The 16,960-nt window shown below is 63.1% G+C and carries 17 protein-coding genes and 1 pseudogene; 9 read left to right on the top strand and 9 right to left on the bottom strand.

Annotation, left to right across the window (positions count from 1 at the left end):
- Positions 1 to 130: 130 nt before the first annotated feature.
- Positions 131 to 550, top strand: a complete 420-nt coding sequence (locus IVB13_RS18315) for a hypothetical protein (RefSeq protein WP_026233876.1) — start codon at positions 131 to 133, stop codon at positions 548 to 550.
- Positions 551 to 601: 51 nt separating this feature from the next.
- On the opposite strand, the pseudogene IVB13_RS18310 reads toward IVB13_RS18315, so the two are convergent.
- Positions 602 to 2,244 (bottom strand): annotated as a pseudogene (locus IVB13_RS18310) (caspase family protein).
- 159 nt (positions 2,245 to 2,403) lie between these two features.
- Positions 2,404 to 3,285, bottom strand: coding sequence for a CoA ester lyase (locus IVB13_RS18305; protein ID WP_018459792.1), 882 nt, complete (start codon positions 3,283 to 3,285; stop codon positions 2,404 to 2,406).
- A gap of 110 nt (positions 3,286 to 3,395) precedes the next feature.
- Here IVB13_RS18305 and IVB13_RS18300 point away from each other — a divergent pair, with 110 nt between their 5' ends.
- On the top strand, positions 3,396 to 4,040 hold the full coding sequence (locus IVB13_RS18300; RefSeq protein ID WP_018459791.1) for a carbonic anhydrase: 645 nt from the start codon (positions 3,396 to 3,398) through the stop codon (positions 4,038 to 4,040).
- A 115-nt stretch (positions 4,041 to 4,155) separates the two neighbouring features.
- Here the strand turns inward: IVB13_RS18300 and IVB13_RS18295 are convergent, their stop codons facing one another.
- Positions 4,156 to 5,190, bottom strand: coding sequence for an aspartate-semialdehyde dehydrogenase (locus IVB13_RS18295; protein WP_018459790.1), 1,035 nt, complete (start codon positions 5,188 to 5,190; stop codon positions 4,156 to 4,158).
- Positions 5,191 to 5,306: 116 nt separating this feature from the next.
- Between IVB13_RS18295 and IVB13_RS18290 the strand changes: the two genes are divergently transcribed.
- Together IVB13_RS18290 and IVB13_RS18285 are read left to right on the top strand one after the other, a co-directional pair.
- Positions 5,307 to 6,095 carry a hypothetical protein gene (locus IVB13_RS18290; RefSeq protein WP_018459789.1) on the top strand — a complete coding sequence of 263 codons (789 nt, stop codon included), beginning with the start codon at positions 5,307 to 5,309 and terminating at the stop codon, positions 6,093 to 6,095.
- Positions 6,096 to 6,251: 156 nt separating this feature from the next.
- Entirely contained in the window at positions 6,252 to 6,638 is a 387-nt protein-coding gene (locus IVB13_RS18285) for a hypothetical protein (protein WP_018459788.1), read from the top strand.
- A 148-nt stretch (positions 6,639 to 6,786) separates the two neighbouring features.
- Here IVB13_RS18285 and leuB read toward each other — a convergent pair whose 3' ends face one another.
- Entirely contained in the window at positions 6,787 to 7,899 is a 1,113-nt protein-coding gene (gene leuB / locus IVB13_RS18280; RefSeq protein WP_018459787.1) for a 3-isopropylmalate dehydrogenase, read from the bottom strand.
- A gap of 132 nt (positions 7,900 to 8,031) precedes the next feature.
- Between leuB and IVB13_RS18275 the strand changes: the two genes are divergently transcribed.
- A complete protein-coding gene (locus tag IVB13_RS18275) occupies positions 8,032 to 9,222 on the top strand; it encodes a YbfB/YjiJ family MFS transporter (RefSeq protein WP_018459786.1) in 1,191 nt (396 codons plus the stop codon).
- A gap of 138 nt (positions 9,223 to 9,360) precedes the next feature.
- On the opposite strand, the gene IVB13_RS18270 is transcribed toward IVB13_RS18275, so the two are convergent.
- The 4 genes from IVB13_RS18270 to IVB13_RS18255 form a co-directional block, all read right to left on the bottom strand.
- On the bottom strand, positions 9,361 to 10,143 hold the full coding sequence (locus IVB13_RS18270) for a molybdopterin-dependent oxidoreductase (RefSeq protein ID WP_204512876.1): 783 nt from the start codon (positions 10,141 to 10,143) through the stop codon (positions 9,361 to 9,363).
- 14 nt (positions 10,144 to 10,157) lie between these two features.
- A complete protein-coding gene (locus IVB13_RS18265; protein ID WP_018459784.1) occupies positions 10,158 to 10,787 on the bottom strand; it encodes a cytochrome b/b6 domain-containing protein in 630 nt (209 codons plus the stop codon).
- Between the two features lie 183 nt (positions 10,788 to 10,970).
- Positions 10,971 to 11,525, bottom strand: coding sequence for a fasciclin domain-containing protein (locus tag IVB13_RS18260; RefSeq protein WP_018459783.1), 555 nt, complete (start codon positions 11,523 to 11,525; stop codon positions 10,971 to 10,973).
- A gap of 300 nt (positions 11,526 to 11,825) precedes the next feature.
- Positions 11,826 to 12,587, bottom strand: a complete 762-nt coding sequence (locus IVB13_RS18255) for an SDR family NAD(P)-dependent oxidoreductase (protein WP_018459782.1) — start codon at positions 12,585 to 12,587, stop codon at positions 11,826 to 11,828.
- A 110-nt stretch (positions 12,588 to 12,697) separates the two neighbouring features.
- Here IVB13_RS18255 and IVB13_RS18250 point away from each other — a divergent pair, with 110 nt between their 5' ends.
- A complete protein-coding gene (locus tag IVB13_RS18250; protein ID WP_018459781.1) occupies positions 12,698 to 14,227 on the top strand; it encodes a malonyl-CoA synthase in 1,530 nt (509 codons plus the stop codon).
- A gap of 28 nt (positions 14,228 to 14,255) precedes the next feature.
- The gene (locus IVB13_RS18245) at positions 14,256 to 14,765 is read left to right on the top strand and encodes a hypothetical protein (RefSeq protein WP_204512880.1); all 510 of its coding nucleotides are present in this window, start codon (positions 14,256 to 14,258) and stop codon (positions 14,763 to 14,765) included.
- Here the strand turns inward: IVB13_RS18245 and IVB13_RS18240 are convergent.
- Positions 14,762 to 15,622, bottom strand: coding sequence for a sulfite exporter TauE/SafE family protein (locus IVB13_RS18240; protein WP_018459779.1), 861 nt, complete (start codon positions 15,620 to 15,622; stop codon positions 14,762 to 14,764). The genes IVB13_RS18245 and IVB13_RS18240 overlap by 4 nt on opposite strands.
- 522 nt (positions 15,623 to 16,144) lie before the next feature.
- Here IVB13_RS18240 and sdhC point away from each other — a divergent pair.
- The gene (gene sdhC / locus IVB13_RS18235; protein ID WP_018459778.1) at positions 16,145 to 16,543 is read left to right on the top strand and encodes a succinate dehydrogenase, cytochrome b556 subunit; all 399 of its coding nucleotides are present in this window, start codon (positions 16,145 to 16,147) and stop codon (positions 16,541 to 16,543) included.
- Positions 16,540 to 16,956, top strand: a complete 417-nt coding sequence (gene sdhD / locus IVB13_RS18230; RefSeq protein ID WP_007598776.1) for a succinate dehydrogenase, hydrophobic membrane anchor protein — start codon at positions 16,540 to 16,542, stop codon at positions 16,954 to 16,956. Before sdhC ends, sdhD begins: the two co-directional genes overlap by 4 nt.
- Positions 16,957 to 16,960: the final 4 nt, after the last annotated feature.

The following is a 16,960-nucleotide window of genomic DNA, read 5'->3' as shown; positions in this document are numbered from 1 at the left end:
CGGCTCTGCGAGCAGCGCTTCACGCTGCAGCGCGTCCGGGACACGAGAGCTGTATTTGATCCAGCGCAACGCGCACCTGCACCATTGTGCCTAATCTCGCTCCAATTCCGTCGTTCGAATGGAGCTTCGCATGAGCACCGCAACCAGGCCTTATCCCATTGTCCAGGACCTCATCGAGTCCTTTGCAAGCTGGCTGAAGCATCGCCGCGAGCTGAACGAGATCCGGCAGCTCGACCGCGCCGATTTCGACCGGATCGCGCAAGACCTGCGGATCGCGCCTGACGATCTGGAAGATCTGGTCCGTCACGGCAAGCACGCCGCCGACGAGCTGCCGAAGATGCTGGAGCAGCTCGGCATCAGTGCCGAAGGGCTCGGCCGCGCGCATCCGCTGCTGCTGCGCGACATGGAGCGGGTGTGCGCGCTTTGCAGCCACAAGGGCCAGTGCGATCGCGAGCTGGCCGACGGCACCGCCGCGGAGAACTATCACGGCTTCTGCGCCAATGCCTCGACACTGGAGTCGCTCGACCGTGCGGATCACGCGCATCGCTAAGGCGTTGCCCTTATCAAAGGATTAGTTTAGCGGCAGGATGTCCCGCCGGTGCTAGATCACGCCCGTACGGGCACAAGCCTCGCGCCGGGCAAATCCTTTGACGAGTTTTCTGCAAGCACGATAGCGCTCTTCCATGCTCGTCCCACTGACATTGCCTGACGGGCTCGGTTCGGCCGCGCTTTCCTTTTTGGCGGCACGAGGCTGCGAGGTTTTCTCGCGCTTGCTTGAAGCATCCTCCGGCGCTGGCACGAGCTTCCAGACAGGGCGGAGCTCTATGTTCGCCTTCTCAGTTGGATTTTCCTTGTTGACGGACGACAGCGTAAGGACGTTCTTGTCCATCCTGACGGTGACGGGTGTTCCGCTGATGGAAAATTTGTCGTTCACAATGTATTCGGCAAACGACCGGTACCCCGCCTCATCCTTCACCCACGATGCCTTTGTCGGCGGTCCCCAGAGGTAGTGTCCCTTGGCTAACCCGGTGGCAGAGACTTCCGTAACGATCAGCATGGCATACCGTCCTTTGCCATTCGTCCATCCACGTTTGTTGGACCACACGCCGACAAATCTGGAGTTAGCATTGAGCGGATCATTCTGATCAGGCGATATAGCGTAGCTTGGCAGTTTGAGTTGCTGAGCTGCCGCGATGGCTGCAACTTTCTGGTTATCTTCGGGCGCAAATAGATTTCGGACGACGGTTTTTGCGTCCGGTTTCGGAGGGGCAGCTGGGGATGAGAGCACCGCAACTTCGTTGGCCTTGAAATTCTTCACCCGCTGGCGCGCTTCTGCGGCGTGGCTGCTGCGGGGGTACCTGGTCAGAAACTCCTCGTAGAGGCCTGCCACCGTGGACGTCTGGATAGCCAGCCAAAACTTCTCGTCCTCCGCGGCATCTGCAGGCGCGGGAGCCGACGCGACTGGCGCTTGAGCGCTCGCCACCGGAGCTCTCAGGTAAATCTCTTCCTTCGACAAAGAGCCGTATACGAAAGGCTGCTGCTCGCGTCTGGTGGCCGCCATCACGTCGTCACGAACACAACGAAACAGAAACGATATCTCCAGCCCCGGCGTTTCAATGTGGCGAAGGAGCGATGCCGTGAATGGGCTGTTCCGGCCATCCCCGTCGCTTGCCGTAGTACCGTCCCGGGCGGCGTACGCAATCAGAACGTTATCGGATGGCTCCGTCGGAGCGAGTCCGCGAGCCACGGCCCGGGTGCTCAGCGAGCGTCTCATCTTTGCGGCAAAAGGATTGTTGCGGCATGCGTCCAGTATCACAAGGCCCAACTTTCGTGCCTTCGAAACCTGAAGGCTCACCGAGCGCAGGCTGATGCCCTCGCTTTCGATGTCGGTATCGCTGCGCAGCTCTGCGCCGACCGGAATCAGCCAGTTCTCGCCGCTGACCTCCATGCCGTGTCCGGCATAGAAAACGACCGCAAGGTCTGCTCCCTCCGCAGAGCGGCCGAACTCGACGACAGACTTCCTCATCTCTTGCGCAGTCGCGTTCTTGACCTGGTGACTTTGAAGTCGAGCCGCTCCAGCGCGCGGCCGATGTCGGCCGCATCGCGCGTCGGGTTCGGCAACTCGGCTACCTTCTCATAGGCGCCGTTACCGATGACGAGCGCAACCCGAACCTGCTGCGCAAGCGCCGGCGTGGCGAATGGAAATGACGTAACGAGAAGGACTGCTAGGAAAAAAATGCGCATCAAATGCTTGCCCGGATCAATATCGAGCGTGAGGGTAGCATTGTCTTTCACCACCGCAACGGGAAAAGCCGGGATCGTGGTCGTTCAGAGAACCGCGGCTCCCCGAGCATACCGGTAACCGCGTCAATGTTCGTTCGGCTTGAGCGCAACCGCCTGCCCTCAGCCCTTCCCCATCGCCGCAATCGCGTCCGCGATCTCGATCGTGCGCCGCGCCATGTCGGCGTGCAGCCGCTCCACCATGGCGCCGTCGAGACGGATCGCGCCGCGCGAGACGTTCTCCGGCAGCTCGAACGCGGCGATGATCTTTCGCGCGCGCGCGACTTCCTCCTCCGGCGGGGTGAAGATCGCGTTGCAGGCTTCGATCTGCGAGGGGTGAATCAGCGTCTTGCCGTCGAAACCGAGATCGCGGCCTTGCGCGCATTCGGTGGCGAAACCATCGGAGTTGGCGATGTCGCTATAGGGGCCGTCGAGGATTTCGAGGCCATGGGCGCGCGTCGCCAGGATGCAATGGGAGATCATCGGGATCATCGCCGCGCGGCCCGGCAGCATCTTGATGCGCGTCTCGCGCGAGATGTCGTTGGGCCCGAACACGAAGCCTGACAGGCGCCGCGCTGGATCGCGCCCGGCGGCAGCGAGTTCTTCGGCATGCAGTACCGCGCGCGCGGTCTCGATCATGGCCCAGACCTTTACGGTCGGCGCCGCGCCGAGTTCGGCGAGACGGCGGCCGATCGTGTCGAGCTCCTCCACGCGTGAAACCTTTGGAACCAGGATGCCGTCGGGCGAGGCATTCGCCGCCATCGCGACATCGTCGGCCCACCAGGGCGTGTCGAGGCCGTTGGTCCGGATCAGGATCTCGCGCTTGCCGAACCCTTTGGCCGCGATCGCGGCCGCGATGCCATCGCGTGCCACTGCCTTGGCATCGGGCGCGACGGAGTCTTCCAGGTCGAGGATCAGGCCGTCGGCGGCGAGATTGCGCGCCTTTTCCAGCGCGCGGGGGTTGGAGCCGGGCATGAACAGATGGCTGCGGCGCGGGCGGGTCATGCAAGCGTTCCTTCCGGTTTCCTCATCTCATTCCGACCGAAGCCGATAGCATCTGGCCTGCCTATTCGAAAGGCTTGTTCGTCCCAGCGGTATATGATTAGGCATAGGCCATGACCACATTCCCAGAGCATTTGCTGGAAGGCTACAAGGCCTTCGCCACCCAGCGGCTGCCGACCGAGCAGACCCGCTACCGCGAGCTGTCGGTGAAGGGGCAGTTCCCTGAAGTGATGGTGATCGGCTGCTGCGACAGCCGCGTCTCGCCCGAAGTGATCTTCGACGTCGGGCCGGGCGAACTCTTCGTCGTCCGCAACATCGCCAATCTGGTGCCGGTGTATCAGCCCGACGGCAACGCGCATGGCGTCTCGGCGGCGCTGGAATATGCCGTGACGGTGCTGAAGGTGAAGCACATCGTGGTGCTCGGGCACGCCCAGTGCGGCGGCATCCGCGCCTTCGTCGACAAGATCGAGCCGCTCACGCCGGGCGACTTCATCGGCAAATGGATGCAGATGTTCATCAAGCCGGGCGAAGTGGTGGAGCAGCGCGACCACGAGACCATGGCGCAATTCGTCGAGCGCATCGAGAAGGCCGCGGTGTTCCGCAGCCTGGAAAACCTGATGACCTTCCCGTTCGTGCAGAAGGCGGTCGAGAGCGGCCAGATGCAGACCCACGGCGCCTATTTCGGCGTCGCGGAGGGATCACTGTTCGTGCTGGACAAGGCGGCGAAGGAATTCAGGAACGCGCGCGAGATGGCGTAGGTCCGCAGCTCTTGTGGGGTGGGCAAAGCGAAGCGTGCTCACCACTTTTCTAGCAATTGTGGAAAGATGGTGGGCACGGCGCTTCGCGTCTTTGCCCACCCTACGGCAGCACGGCTTACGCCGCCTTCTTCTTCGCGCTGATCAGCTTGCGGTTGATCAGGACTTCCGCGATCTGGATCGCGTTGAGCGCGGCGCCCTTGCGTAGATTATCCGAGACGCACCACAGCACGAGACCGTTCTCCACCGTCGCGTCCTCGCGGATACGGCTGATATAGGTGGCGTCCTCGCCGGCGGCTTCATACGGCGTGGCGTAGCCGCCGGGCTCATGCTTGTCGATGACGAGACAACCCGGCGCCTTGCGCAGGATGTCGCGTGCTTCGTCCGCGCTGATCGGGTTCTCGAACTCGATGTTGACGGCCTCGGAATGGCCGACGAAAACTGGCACGCGCACGCAGGTCGCGGAGAGCTTGATCTTGGGATCAAGAATCTTCTTGGTCTCCGCCATCATCTTCCACTCTTCCTTGGTGTAGCCGTCCTCCATGAAGACGTCGATCTGGGGGATGACGTTGAAGGCGATGCGCGCCGGAAACTTGTTATTGATCAGCTCCTGGTTGGTGTAGACGGCCTTGGTCTGCGAGAACAGTTCGTCCATCGCGTCCTTGCCGGCGCCCGACACCGATTGATAGGTCGAGACCACGACGCGCTTGATCGTCGCCTTGTCGTGCAGGGGCTTGAGCGCGACCACGAGCTGCGCGGTCGAGCAGTTCGGGTTGGCGATGATGTTCTTCTTCTTGAAGCCCGCAGTCGCGTCCGCATTCACTTCCGGCACGATCAACGGCACGTCCGGGTCCATGCGCCAGGCCGAGGAATTGTCGATCACGACCGTGCCGGCGGCGCCGATCTTCGGCGACCATTCCTTCGACACCTCTCCGCCGGCCGACATCAGGCAGATGTCGACGTCGGAGAAGTCGTAATGCTCCAGCGCTTTGACCTTCAGCGTGCGGTCGCCGTAGGAGACCTCGACGCCCATGCTGCGGCGTGACGCCAGGGCCACCACCTCGTCCGCAGGGAATTTGCGCTCGTCGAGGATGTTGAGCATTTCCCGTCCGACATTGCCGGTCGCGCCGACGACTGCGACTTTGTAACCCATCGTTCACTCTCCGACGAAAAAGCTCTTTCCTGAAGCTGAGGCTTAAACAGGAAGAGCAGCGCTTCTATGCGAGAACCGGCCTCAAGACAACGTTGGACCATGCCTTAGGGACGTGGATGCACTCGCCCGAGGCCAGCACGGCCGCAAACCCCACCCAGATCCATCTGGCGCTTGCAGCCTTCGCCGACGAGGTCGTCGGCACGCTGGCGCGCCTGTTCGCCTATGTGGGGATTTTGGTACTGTTTGCCATCCTCGGCCTTGCCGCACTCGGCCAGCTGCCCAACTTGCGCGACGATGATCCGGCGCTGAAGCCCGATTGGAGCGTGGCCGACCGGTCGCCTCCGGCCTTCGCCCTTAGCCGGCTCGATTCGTCAGAAAAAACAGCTTCTTACGCGATCTTCAGGCATCCCGAAGGCGGCCGCAGGGACGTGATGCGCTGGGCCAGCGAGGCAGACAGGACCGTGGCCGAGCTCGAGATTTACCGGGAAGGCGGCGAATTCGACGTGACGCGTCCAGCAACAATGGATCTGGCCGTCCGGATGGGACTGGGCACCGCGACCCCGCTGGAGCAAGCCGGCCTGATCGACACGAAATTCGGCCCCGTCGCCCTATTCCAGCCGACCGGTCCGGCGGAGGGCGCGCGGGCCTGCCTCGGCTACCTCAAGCGCAGCGAGGAGCCGGCGCTCCAGATCTCCGGATTCTCCTGCCAGGGCGACAGCCTGCCTGCGCGGCGCGCCGCGATCGCCTGCACGCTGAACCGGCTAACGCTGCTGACCTCGGGCAACGAGCCGAAGCTGGCCGAATTGTTCGCCCATGCGGAGCTGAAGCGCCGCCCCTGCGCGCCCCCGGGCGCGTCGGACTGGCTGCTCGGCGCCGCCAATGCGCAGTTGCGCGGCGCGCTCTGATCGGCATCAAGCTCAAGTGGCTGTATCCATGCAACTTTTGCCGGCGCGCACGATTATTCAGCGCTGGTGTGACCCAATAGACCTAGTTGCAGCCGCCCCGGCCGGGTTAGTATGAGCGTGAAATTGATTGGCGGCTTGCCGCCTGAAGGGGACGTGATGAGCTCGAATTTCTCTGCCGCGAACAAACTGGCGATGTGGCTTACGGCCGGCGCCGTGATTGCCATGTCCTCAGCCTTCGCGACACCCGCCTCGGCCGACACCAAGAAGCAGCGCTATGACAGCGGCCGTCACTATTACGGCCCGAGCGGCCCCAATTCGAGCTATCAGCAGGGCCGCACCCGCATCTATGTGAGCAAGCGCTCCTGGCTCGACGGCGGCACCGAGGTCAATCCGGGCGACCGCAAGTTCTCCGACTACGCCTTCCCGCCGGCGGTAGGCTATCCGACCTTCGCGCGCGAAAATCTCAACCGCCCGATCGATCGCCAGCCGCTGAGCACGCCGCAGGATGTTGGCGGCTATCCGCAGAATTTCCCGCTGTACTGAGGCGGACATATCGACCGAATCAAATGGCCGGGCTCGCGCCCGGCCATTTTTGTTTGTCGTGTAGCCCGGATGGAGCGAAGCGCAATCCGGGATTTTCGACACGCGGGAAGAACGCCGGATTTCGCTTCGCTCCATCCGGGCTACGGCTCTAAGCGTGCAGCTTCTGCAATTCCTTCAAGATCGCTTCGCCCATCTGCGTGGTCGAGGCGGCAGTGGTGCCTTCCGACTTGATGTCGGCGGTGCGCAGGCCGCTGGCCAGCACCGCGGCGATCGCGGCGTCGACCTTGTCGGCGAGCGCGCCCATGTCGAAGGAGTAGCGCAGCGCCATGCCGAAGGACGAGATCATCGCGATCGGATTGGCGAGGCCCTGGCCTGCGATATCAGGCGCCGAGCCGTGCACGGGCTCGTACAGCGCCTTGCGCTTCTTGCTCTTGACGTCGACCTCGCCGAGCGAGGCCGAGGGCAGCATGCCGAGCGATCCCGTCAACATCGCAGCAATGTCGGACAGCATGTCGCCGAACAGATTGTCGGTGACGATGACGTCGAACTGCTTCGGCCATTTCACCAGCATCATGCCGCCGGAATCGGCGAGCTGATGCTCGAGCGTGACGTCGGGATATTCGCGCTTGTGGACCTGGGTCATGACCTCATTCCAGAGCACGCCCGACTTCATGACGTTGCGCTTCTCCATCGACGTCACCTTGTTCTTGCGCTTCTTCGCAAGCTCGAAGGCGACGCGGCCGATGCGCTCGATCTCATAGGTGTCGTAGACCTGGGTATCGATGGCGCGCTTCTGGCCGTTGCCGAGATCGGTGATGGTCTTGGGCTCGCCGAAATAGACGCCGCCGGTGAGTTCGCGCACGATCATGATGTCGAGGCCCTCGACCGCCTCGCGCTTCAGGCTGGAGGCCTCCGCCAGCGCCGGGTAGCAGACCGCGGGACGGAGGTTGGCGAACAGACCGAGATCCTTGCGCAGGCGCAGTAGGCCGGCTTCGGGGCGCACCTCGTAGGGCACCGCGTCCCATTTGGGACCGCCGACCGCACCGAAGATGATGGCGTCGGCCTCCTTGGCCTTGGCCATGTCGCCTTCCGAGATCGACACCTTGTGTGCGTCATAGGCCGAACCGCCAACGAGGCCGGTGTCGGTCTCGAACTTGGCGATCCCCGCCGAACTGAGCCAGTCGATCAGCCGCTTCACCTCGCCCATCACCTCGGGGCCGATACCGTCGCCGGGAAGCAGCAGCAGTTTGTGGGTCGCCATGGTCGTTTCCTCTGAGGTCGATTTCGGCCGGAGTGCTAGAGCGGCGTTGCGTGCTTGGCAAGACACCATTGCCGCTTCGGTTCTGTGCAACGCGGGCAGGGCCTGCCACACTGCGCATGCCGGAGTACCCATTTGCACGCCCCTGAACGTCCCCCGCCCGACGCCCATCCCGCGCGGCTGATCCTGACCCTGTCGCTGGCTGCGACGGTTGGGCTGGGTATCGGCCGCTTCGCCTATTCGCTGGTGCTGCCCGACATGCGGGAGGACCTCGGCTGGTCCTACTCGGCGGCCGGTTTCATGAACACCATCAACGCCGTCGGCTACCTCGCGGGCGCGCTTGTGGCATCCCGGTTGATCGAACGGGTCGGCTGGTCGGCCGCGATCCGTGGCGGAACCCTGGCCTGCGTCGCCGCGCTTGCGACTTGCGCGCTGACCGGGAACTTCGTTGCGCTGAGCCTGGCCCGTCTCGTGCTGGGCGTTGGCGCCGCGGCCGGTTTCGTCGCCGGCGGCGCGCTGGCCGCTTCCATTGCGCAGTCGCGCCCGGAGCGGGCCAATTTCCTGCTGAGCCTGTTCTATGCCGGACCCGGCATCGGCATTCTCGCCTCGGGCCTGATCGCCCCGTTCACGCTGCAATATTTCGGGCCGGGCTCGTGGTGGATCGTGTGGTGGGCGATGACGCTGCTGTCTGTCGTCATGACCGTGCCGCTGTTCCTGGTCCGCATCGAGAGCGGCGTGCGTTTCTCGCAAGGCGGCCACGGCGCCTTCGCCATTTTTCCGGTGCTGATCTACCTCGCCGGCTACTTCCTGTTTGGCGCGGGTTACATCGCCTACATGACCTTCATGATCGCCTATGTGCGCGACGGCGGCGGCGGGGCCGCAGCGCAGGCCGCGTTCTGGAGCCTGATTGGCTTGAGCGCCTTCGTCACGCCGTGGGCCTGGCGCCGCGTGCTCGCGCTCGATCGCGGTGGTCTTGCCACCGCCATCATCCTCGGCACCAACGCGCTCGGCGCCGCCCTGCCGATGCTCGGGCATTCGCCGGCATGGCTCGCGGTCTCGGCGATCGTGTTCGGCGTCGCCTTCTTCGCCGTAGTCGGCTCGACCACCGCCTTCGTGCGCTTCAACTATCCGCCCGAGGTGTGGCCGACCGCGATCGCGGCGATGACGATCTCGTTCGGCGTCGGCCAGACGCTGGGCCCGATCGTGGTCGGCGCGATCACGGACGCGCTGGGGAGCTTGAGTTACGCGCTGAATGTGTCGGCGGCGCTGCTGGCGCTGGGCGCGGTTGCCGCGCTGTGCCAGCGGAAAGTGGAGCCGGCCTCATAACAAGTGTCGTCCCGGCGAAGGCCGGGACCCATAACCACAGGGAGCATTTTGGGGAAGACTGGTCGTTCGGGATTGGCATCTAGCGAAAATCGATAGACCTCGCGGTATGGGCCCCGGCCTTCGCCGGGACGACAACAGCTAGCTTCCGCTGAACGAATTGTACCCCTGGTCTTCCCAATAGCCGCCCTTGTAGTCGTTGGTGACTTCCATCGACACCACGTATTTCGGGTTCTTGAAGCCGAGCTTGGTCGGCACGCGGATCTTCATCGGGAAGCCGTAGGCGCGCGGCAGGATTTCGCCCGCATATTTGAACGTCATCTGGGTCTGCGGATGCAGCGCGGTGCGCATGTCGAGCGGAGAATTGTAGCCGTCCTTGTCGGCGCACTGGAACCAGACATACTTTGCGCGGGTGTCGGCGCCGATCAGCTTAAGGAAGTCGCGCATGGGTGTACCGGTCCAGCTGCCGATCGCGCTCCAGCCCTCGACGCAGATGTGACGGGTGATCTGCGTAGCCTGCGGCAGCTTGTACAGCTCGGGAAGCGTCCACGACTTCTTGTTCTCGACGAGACCGCGGACTTCGAGCTTCCAGTCGGCACCGTCGACATCGGGCGCGTCGTCGAGATCGTAATAGGCGTTGAACGGAAACGGTTTTGTGATCGCGCTCTCGGGAAACGTCGGCGCCAGCGCGTCGGGATTGAAGATGAAATCCTGCACGGCATCGTTGAATTTCGAAACCGACTTCAGCATCTCCTCCGCGGAGGACGAGTCGATCACGTCGCAGCCGGTGAGCAGCGTCAGCGCCCCGAGGCTTGCGCCGCCCGCGATGAAGCGGCGGCGGCTGACCTCTGGCATCGTCTTGATGGAATCCTTGATCAGCAGCCGCTTGTCGACGCCCGGGATCAGGAATGAGCGCTTCGCCATGACTCTCTCTCCACTCAACGGCCGATGATCATCGCGCGCAGGCTCTTCGGCACCAGCAGCGCGAGTAAAACATGAATGACCAGGAAGGCGCAGATCGCGGCCATGCAGAAGAAATGGATGTAGCGCGCGGTCGGATAGTCGCCGAACAGGGACACGAGCCAGTGCAGTTGCACCGGTTTCCACATTCCCAGCCCCGACAGCACGATGATCACGCCGATCAATATGATGCCGGCATAGAGCACGCGCTGGACGTAATTGTAGACGGAGAGATCGGCATGGCCGAGCTTGAAGGTCAGCGCAGCCCTGACGTCGTGGAGCACGCCGGATGGGGTGATCGGCAGCAGTTTTTTCCGGAAGCGGCCGGTGGCAAGGCCGGTGACGAGATAGGCAAGGCCGTTGATCATCAACAGCCACATCGCCGCAAAGTGCCAGAGCAGGCCGCCACCGAGCCAGCCGCCGAGCGTGTACTCGCGCGGAAAGCTGAAACCGAACAGCGGCGAGGCGTTGTAGATCTGCCAACCCGACAGGATCATCAGGATCATGGCGAAAGCGTTGATCCAGTGCATGACCCGGACCCAGGCCGGCTGGATCACTTTGGCCGGGGTGGCGCTGACCTGCTCGTCGGTGACTGTGAGGCTCGACATGGCGGTTCCGTCCTGAACATCGTCTGACAGCAATTATACGCCGATGCTTCCGCTTTCGTTACGCCCTGTTCGGCATCGAATCCATGTCGGCTGGCTATCGTGGTCACAATAAAGCGAGCCGGGTACCCCCGGCTCGCCATTTCGTCGCATCCGGTTCGGGGATGAAGCCGGACGGCGCGGTGTTTACGTCGCCGGCATCAGCACGGTGTCGACCACATGGATTACACCGTTCGACTGGTTGACATTGGAGATCGTCACCATCGAGGTACCGCCCTTGGCGTCGAGGATCCAGACCTTGCCGTCCTGCTTCTTCACCGTCAGCTCCTCGCCTTCGGCGGTCTTCATCTTCTTGCCGTCGGTGAGGTCGGACGCCTCGAGCTTGCCGGGCACGACATGGTAGGTGAGGATCTTGGTCAGCGTCGCCTTGTTCTCGGGCTTCACCAGAGTGTCGACGGTGCCGGCCGGCAGCTTGCCGAAGGCGGCGTTGGTCGGCGCGAACACCGTGAACGGACCCTTGCCTTCCAGCGTCGGCACCAGGCCGGCCGCCTTCACCGCCGCCACCAGCGTGGTGTGGTCCTTCGAGTTGACGGCGTTCTGGACGATGTTCTTGGACGGGAACATCGCGGCGCCGCCGACCATGACGGTCTTTTCCTCGGCGCGGGCGGGCGCGACGACGGTCGCGGTGATGGCCAGCGCGCTGAAGGCCGCAGCGGTGAGATAGGCAATACGCTTCGACATGGAGGGTCTCCCGATTGGATTGTGACCGGCGATTGCCGGCGTTCGAGTTGGGCAACAACAGTGGCTGCGACCTGCGAGTGTGAAGCAGCAGCGCCGTCGTTGGCTCGAACTACGGGAGCGTTTGCGAAGCGGTTTCGAACAAAACTTCTTTGTGATGGGTGAAACTAAGTGCGTGGTTCTCCGTGGGGGGCGTCATTGCGAGGAGCGAAGCGACGAAGCGATCCAGGCTGCCACCGCGGATGCACCGCTGGATTGCTTCGCTTCGCTCGCAATGACGCGCCTCGACGATCTACCTGCCGCTCAATCCCTGTTGTGCGGCGTCTGGATAAACCCGCGATTATGCGTCGGGCTGATCAGCAGTTCATTGATGCACACCCGCGCCGGCATGCTCGCGATGAACGCGATGGTGCGGCCGAGATCTTCGGATTGCAGCATCCTGGCCTGCTCCTCCTCGCTCGGTACCACCGGGCGCAGCTTCAGGATCGGGGTCGCCACCTCGCCCGGCATCAGGCAGCAGGCGCGCAAGCCGTTGACGCATTCGTCCATGTTGAAGGAATGCGTCAGCGCCAGCACCGCATGCTTGGTCGTGGTGTAGGCCGGGCCCGGCATTTTCGAGACGTGGCGGCCGGCCCAGGACGAGACGTTGATGATGGAGCCGTCCTGCTGCTTGCGCATCGTCGGCAGCACCGCGCGCATGCAATAGAGCACGCCGTTGAGATTGACCTGGACCAGCTGGTCCCAGCCCTCCAGTTCCATGTCCTTCCAGCTCCGCTTAGGGACATTGATGCCGGCATTGTTCACCAGCAGGTCGATCCGGCCGTGCTTCGCAACGATTTGATCAGCCGCCTTCTGGGCCGCGGCGGCGACCGACACGTCCAGCGCGATGGCCTCGGCGGCCCCGCCCGTCTGGGCGATCTTCGCGACCACGGTATCCAGGGCGTCCTTGCGCCGGCCCGAAACCACCACCGTCCAGCCGTCGGCCGCCAGCGCCTCGGCGCCGGCCTCCCCGATCCCGCTGCCCCCGCCTGTCACCCAGGCCACGCGTTTCCCGTTTTTGGTCATGCAAACTGTCTCCGTTGCTTCATCGGGGCGGTTTTTGCTAATCCAGCCCTCGGTTTTGACCGGCCTCTGACGATCGTTGCGGTCAAGCCTTGCGGTCGAGGAAATCTTGCATGAACCAAGCTGCCAACGCCAATCTGTTTTCCCGCCTGTTCGACGGCCTCGACGATCCGAAGCGCCTCGCGATCGAGACGCATGACGGGGTCCGCATCAGCTATGGTGATCTGATCGCCCGGGCCGGACAGATGGCCAATGTGCTGGTCGCGCGCGGCGTGAAGCCCGGCGACCGCGTTGCGGTGCAGGTCGAGAAGTCCGTGACCAACATCGTGCTGTATTTGGCCACGGTGCGGGCCGGCGCAGTCTATCTGCCGCTCAACACCGCCTATACGCTCAACGAGCTCGACTACTTCATCGGCGATGCCGAGCCCTCGCTGGTGGTCTGCGATCCCGCCAAGGCGGAGGGCCTCGCCCCCATCGCCGCCAAGGTGAAGGCCAAAGTCGAGACGCTCGGGCCTGACGGCAAGGGCTCGCTGACGGACGCCGCCGACAAGACGAGCAGCGAATTCACCACGGTGGCGCGCGCAAACGACGATCTCGCCGCGATCCTCTACACGTCCGGCACCACCGGCCGCTCCAAGGGCGCGATGTTGACCCACGACAATCTGGCGTCGAACTCGCTCTCGCTCGTCGGCTTCTGGCGCTTCACCGACAAGGACGTGCTGATCCACGCACTGCCGATCTACCACACCCACGGCCTGTTCGTGGCGACCAACGTGACGCTGTTTGCGCGGGCATCGATGATCTTCCTGCCGAAGCTCGACCCGGATCTGATCATCAAGCTGATGGCGCGTGCCACGGTGCTGATGGGCGTGCCGACGTTCTATACCCGTCTGCTCCAGAACGCTGCGCTGTCGCGCGAAACCACAAAGCACATGCGGCTGTTCGTCTCGGGCTCGGCGCCGCTGCTCGCCGAAACCCATCGCGAATGGTCGGCGCGCACGGGGCACGCGGTGCTCGAGCGCTACGGCATGACCGAGACCAACATGAACACGTCGAATCCCTATGACGGCGAGCGCGTGCCCGGCGCGGTCGGCTTTCCGCTCCCCGGCGTGTCCGTACGCGTCACCGATCCCGAGACCGGCAAGGAGCTGCCCCGTGACGAAATCGGCATGATCGAGGTCAAGGGCCCGAACGTGTTCAAGGGCTATTGGCGCATGCCGGAGAAGACCAAGGCGGAATTCCGCGACGACGGCTTCTTCATCACCGGCGACCTCGGCAAGATCGACGCCAAGGGTTACGTCCATATTCTCGGCCGCGGCAAGGATCTCGTGATCTCCGGCGGCTTCAATGTCTACCCGAAGGAAATCGAGAGCGAGATCGACGCCATGCCCGGCGTGATCGAATCCGCCGTGATCGGCGTGCCCCACGCTGATTTCGGCGAGGGCGTCACGGCGGTGCTGGTCTGCAACAAGGGCGCCGATGTGACCGAGGCCGCGGTGCTGAAGGCGCTCGACGGCCGGCTGGCCAAGTTCAAGATGCCCAAGCGGGTCTTCGTGGTCGACGAGCTGCCGCGCAACACCATGGGCAAGGTGCAGAAGAACGTGCTGCGGGATACGTACAAGGATCTTTACGCGAAGAAATAGGGGCGCAACTGCTCCGGGCTGGGGGGACATGAACCGAGAGCAAGCTAAGAAGATACACAAGCACCTGCTCGATGCCGCCGCAGCATTCCGGCGAGCGGAGGCCGCGATCGTCGATGTTGGCGATGACGGCCGAAAGCTGTTTGCAGATCCGCTCGTAACGGCGGTTTTCCATTTGCAATTCAAGCTTCTGCGATTGATCTACAAGCGATTTCCGGATCTTGAACCGCCGGGACGGCCTGCCACCATCGACAGCACACTCCGGTGGGAAGACGTTTCACTTCCGTCCTCTGTGCTGGAGACCGATTTGGATCGCGTCATTTTCTCTGTCATGAAGTCGCGATGGCAGAAGTTCGCAATGGTCCTGTACTGCGCGGTTGAGAGGGTCGAAAAGGAAGAAGCGCTAGCGGCTCCCGTCGATTTTGAGGTCTTTGCGGCCCGCATTCAGGCGTTGGTTGAGGCCGACCTCCTGGAGGCGCAAGGCAATCTTCAAATGTGGGGCCACAGCGAAGTGAGATTGAAGGACCGGTCCGTCAATTAGTGCCCACCCACCAGGCTCATCACAAACCTGCTGCCGACGATGAACAGATAGCACCCGAACGCGACTTCCAGCGTCCGCTTCGACATTGCATGCGCAGCCTTCACACCGAGCGGTGCCGTCACAAGGCTCATTGGCATCACCAGGACCGCGCCGATCAGCGAGACGTAACCGAGCGCGAACGGGACCTGCAGGGCTGCAACGGCCGGGTAGCTCACCGCCGCAGGCCAACCGGCATAGATGTAGCCGAGCGCGCCGGGGATCGAGATCAAGACCGCGAGCGCCGACGATGTCGCCACTGCCTGGTGGATCGGGCGGCCGTAGAACGTCATCAGCAGGTTCGAGAACAGGCCACCGCCGATGCCCATCAACGTCGACAAAATGCCGACGCAGAAGCCGTAGATCCGCATCAAGGGGCCCTTCGGCAGATCATCGCCGAGCTTCCAGCTCTCGCGCGCGAAGATCAGCCGTACCGCGGCCGACCAAGCGACGGCGACGAACACGATCTTGAACAGTCGCTCCGGCGCGTAACGCGCGACCACGCTGCCGGCGACGACGCCGATCAGGATCGGCAGCCACCAGACCCGGAGGATCGCAAGATCGACGGCGCCGCGCCTGTAGTGCGCCTGGAACGAACGGATCGAGGTCGGAATGATGACAGCGAGCGAAGTGCCGATGCAGAGCGGCATGCGCACCTCGAGCGGCACACCGGCGATGCGGAAGCACTCGTAGAACACCGGCACCAGAATCGCGCCGCCGCCGATGCCGAACACGCCGGCCAAAAATCCGGAGAGCGCGCCGGTTGCGATCAGCAGCAGCGCGAGTTCGGCGATCTCCTTGATATCAAGTCCTGCAATCACCCCTGACCTGCCCCGGCGATGGGTCGCAACTTCTCCGATGCATCGCTCGGAAACGGCTGCCCGCAATGCTCTAGGCGATCTGATTTGTCGGGTCGACCGCCGCATCTCCGGTCCGGGGTGGGATGCGGACTGCGCATATCCGCCCGTCTCGCGAAAAATCGGCGCGCTTCGCGGAACTTGGAGATTGCTTGCCGACCATCCCTACCGGTTCGAACGTCATGAACTGACTGGCTCGAACCCTGGCCGGCCCGCAGCGGCTTGGAGCCGTTCCAATAGTAATTTCAATGCGTCTCGGGTCTCATTACAAGAGGTGAATTTATATTCTATCTTTAGCCGGTGCGCCACCCCTCTGGTATACCAAGTCTCCGATTGGCCTTGTTACATCAAGGGCCTAGAGCTGAACTCAAGTTCGGTTTATGGCGATTTGGTGATTGCGCAGGTGAAATCGACTCCGTAAATAGAGCCGACCTTTCGCGATCCCCGCGCGCCCCATGCTGGGCCGCAATAAAGCAATTGAAGCCCATGACCGCACGGATCGAACGACCGCTTTCGCCGCACATTCAGACCTACCGCTGGACCCTGACGATGGCGCTTTCCATCGTCCATCGCGCCACCGGAATTGCCCTCTACGCCGGAACGCTGCTGCTGGCCTGGTGGCTGATTGCGGCGGCCTCCGGCCCCGCCGCCTATAGCCACGTCCAAGCCTTCACCGGCAGCATCATCGGCCGCCTGATCGTGTTCGGCTACACCTGGGCGCTGATGCACCACATGCTCAGCGGCATCCGGCATTTCGTCTGGGACCTCGGCTACGGCTTCAAGGCCAATGAGCGCGAAGCGTTGACCTGGGGCGCCCTGATCGGCGGCATCGTGCTCACGGTCCTCATTTGGATCATCGCCTACGCGATCGGAGGCGGACGATGAGTTTCGACGAATCCCACGGCGCCCCGAAGGGCTCCTCCATGCGCACCCCGCTCGGCCGCGTGCGCAATCTCGGCGCGGCGCATTCGGGCACCTCCGATTTCTGGCGCCAGCGCATCACCGGCGTCGCCATGACGCTGCTGATGATCCCCGTGATCGTGATCGTGATGATGCTGCTCGGCCGCAACCAGGCCGGCGCCGCACAGATTCTCGGCTCGCTGCCGATCGCGGTGATCCTGCTGCTCTTCATCTTCGCCAGCGCCTGGCACATGAAGATCGGCATGCAGGTCGTGATCGAGGACTACATCCATAACGAGAAGCTGAAGCTCATCTCGATCATGCTCAACAACTTCTTCTCGTTCGCCGTGGCGCTCGCCTCGACCTACGCGATCCTGAAACTTTCCTCCGGAGTCTAAACCC

Origin of the sequence: Bradyrhizobium sp. 17 (assembly GCF_023073515.1) — a bacterium.
In the GTDB taxonomy this organism is placed as follows: Bacteria; Pseudomonadota; Alphaproteobacteria; order Rhizobiales; family Xanthobacteraceae; genus Bradyrhizobium; species Bradyrhizobium canariense_D.
This window is presented reverse-complemented; position numbering and strand designations above follow the sequence as displayed.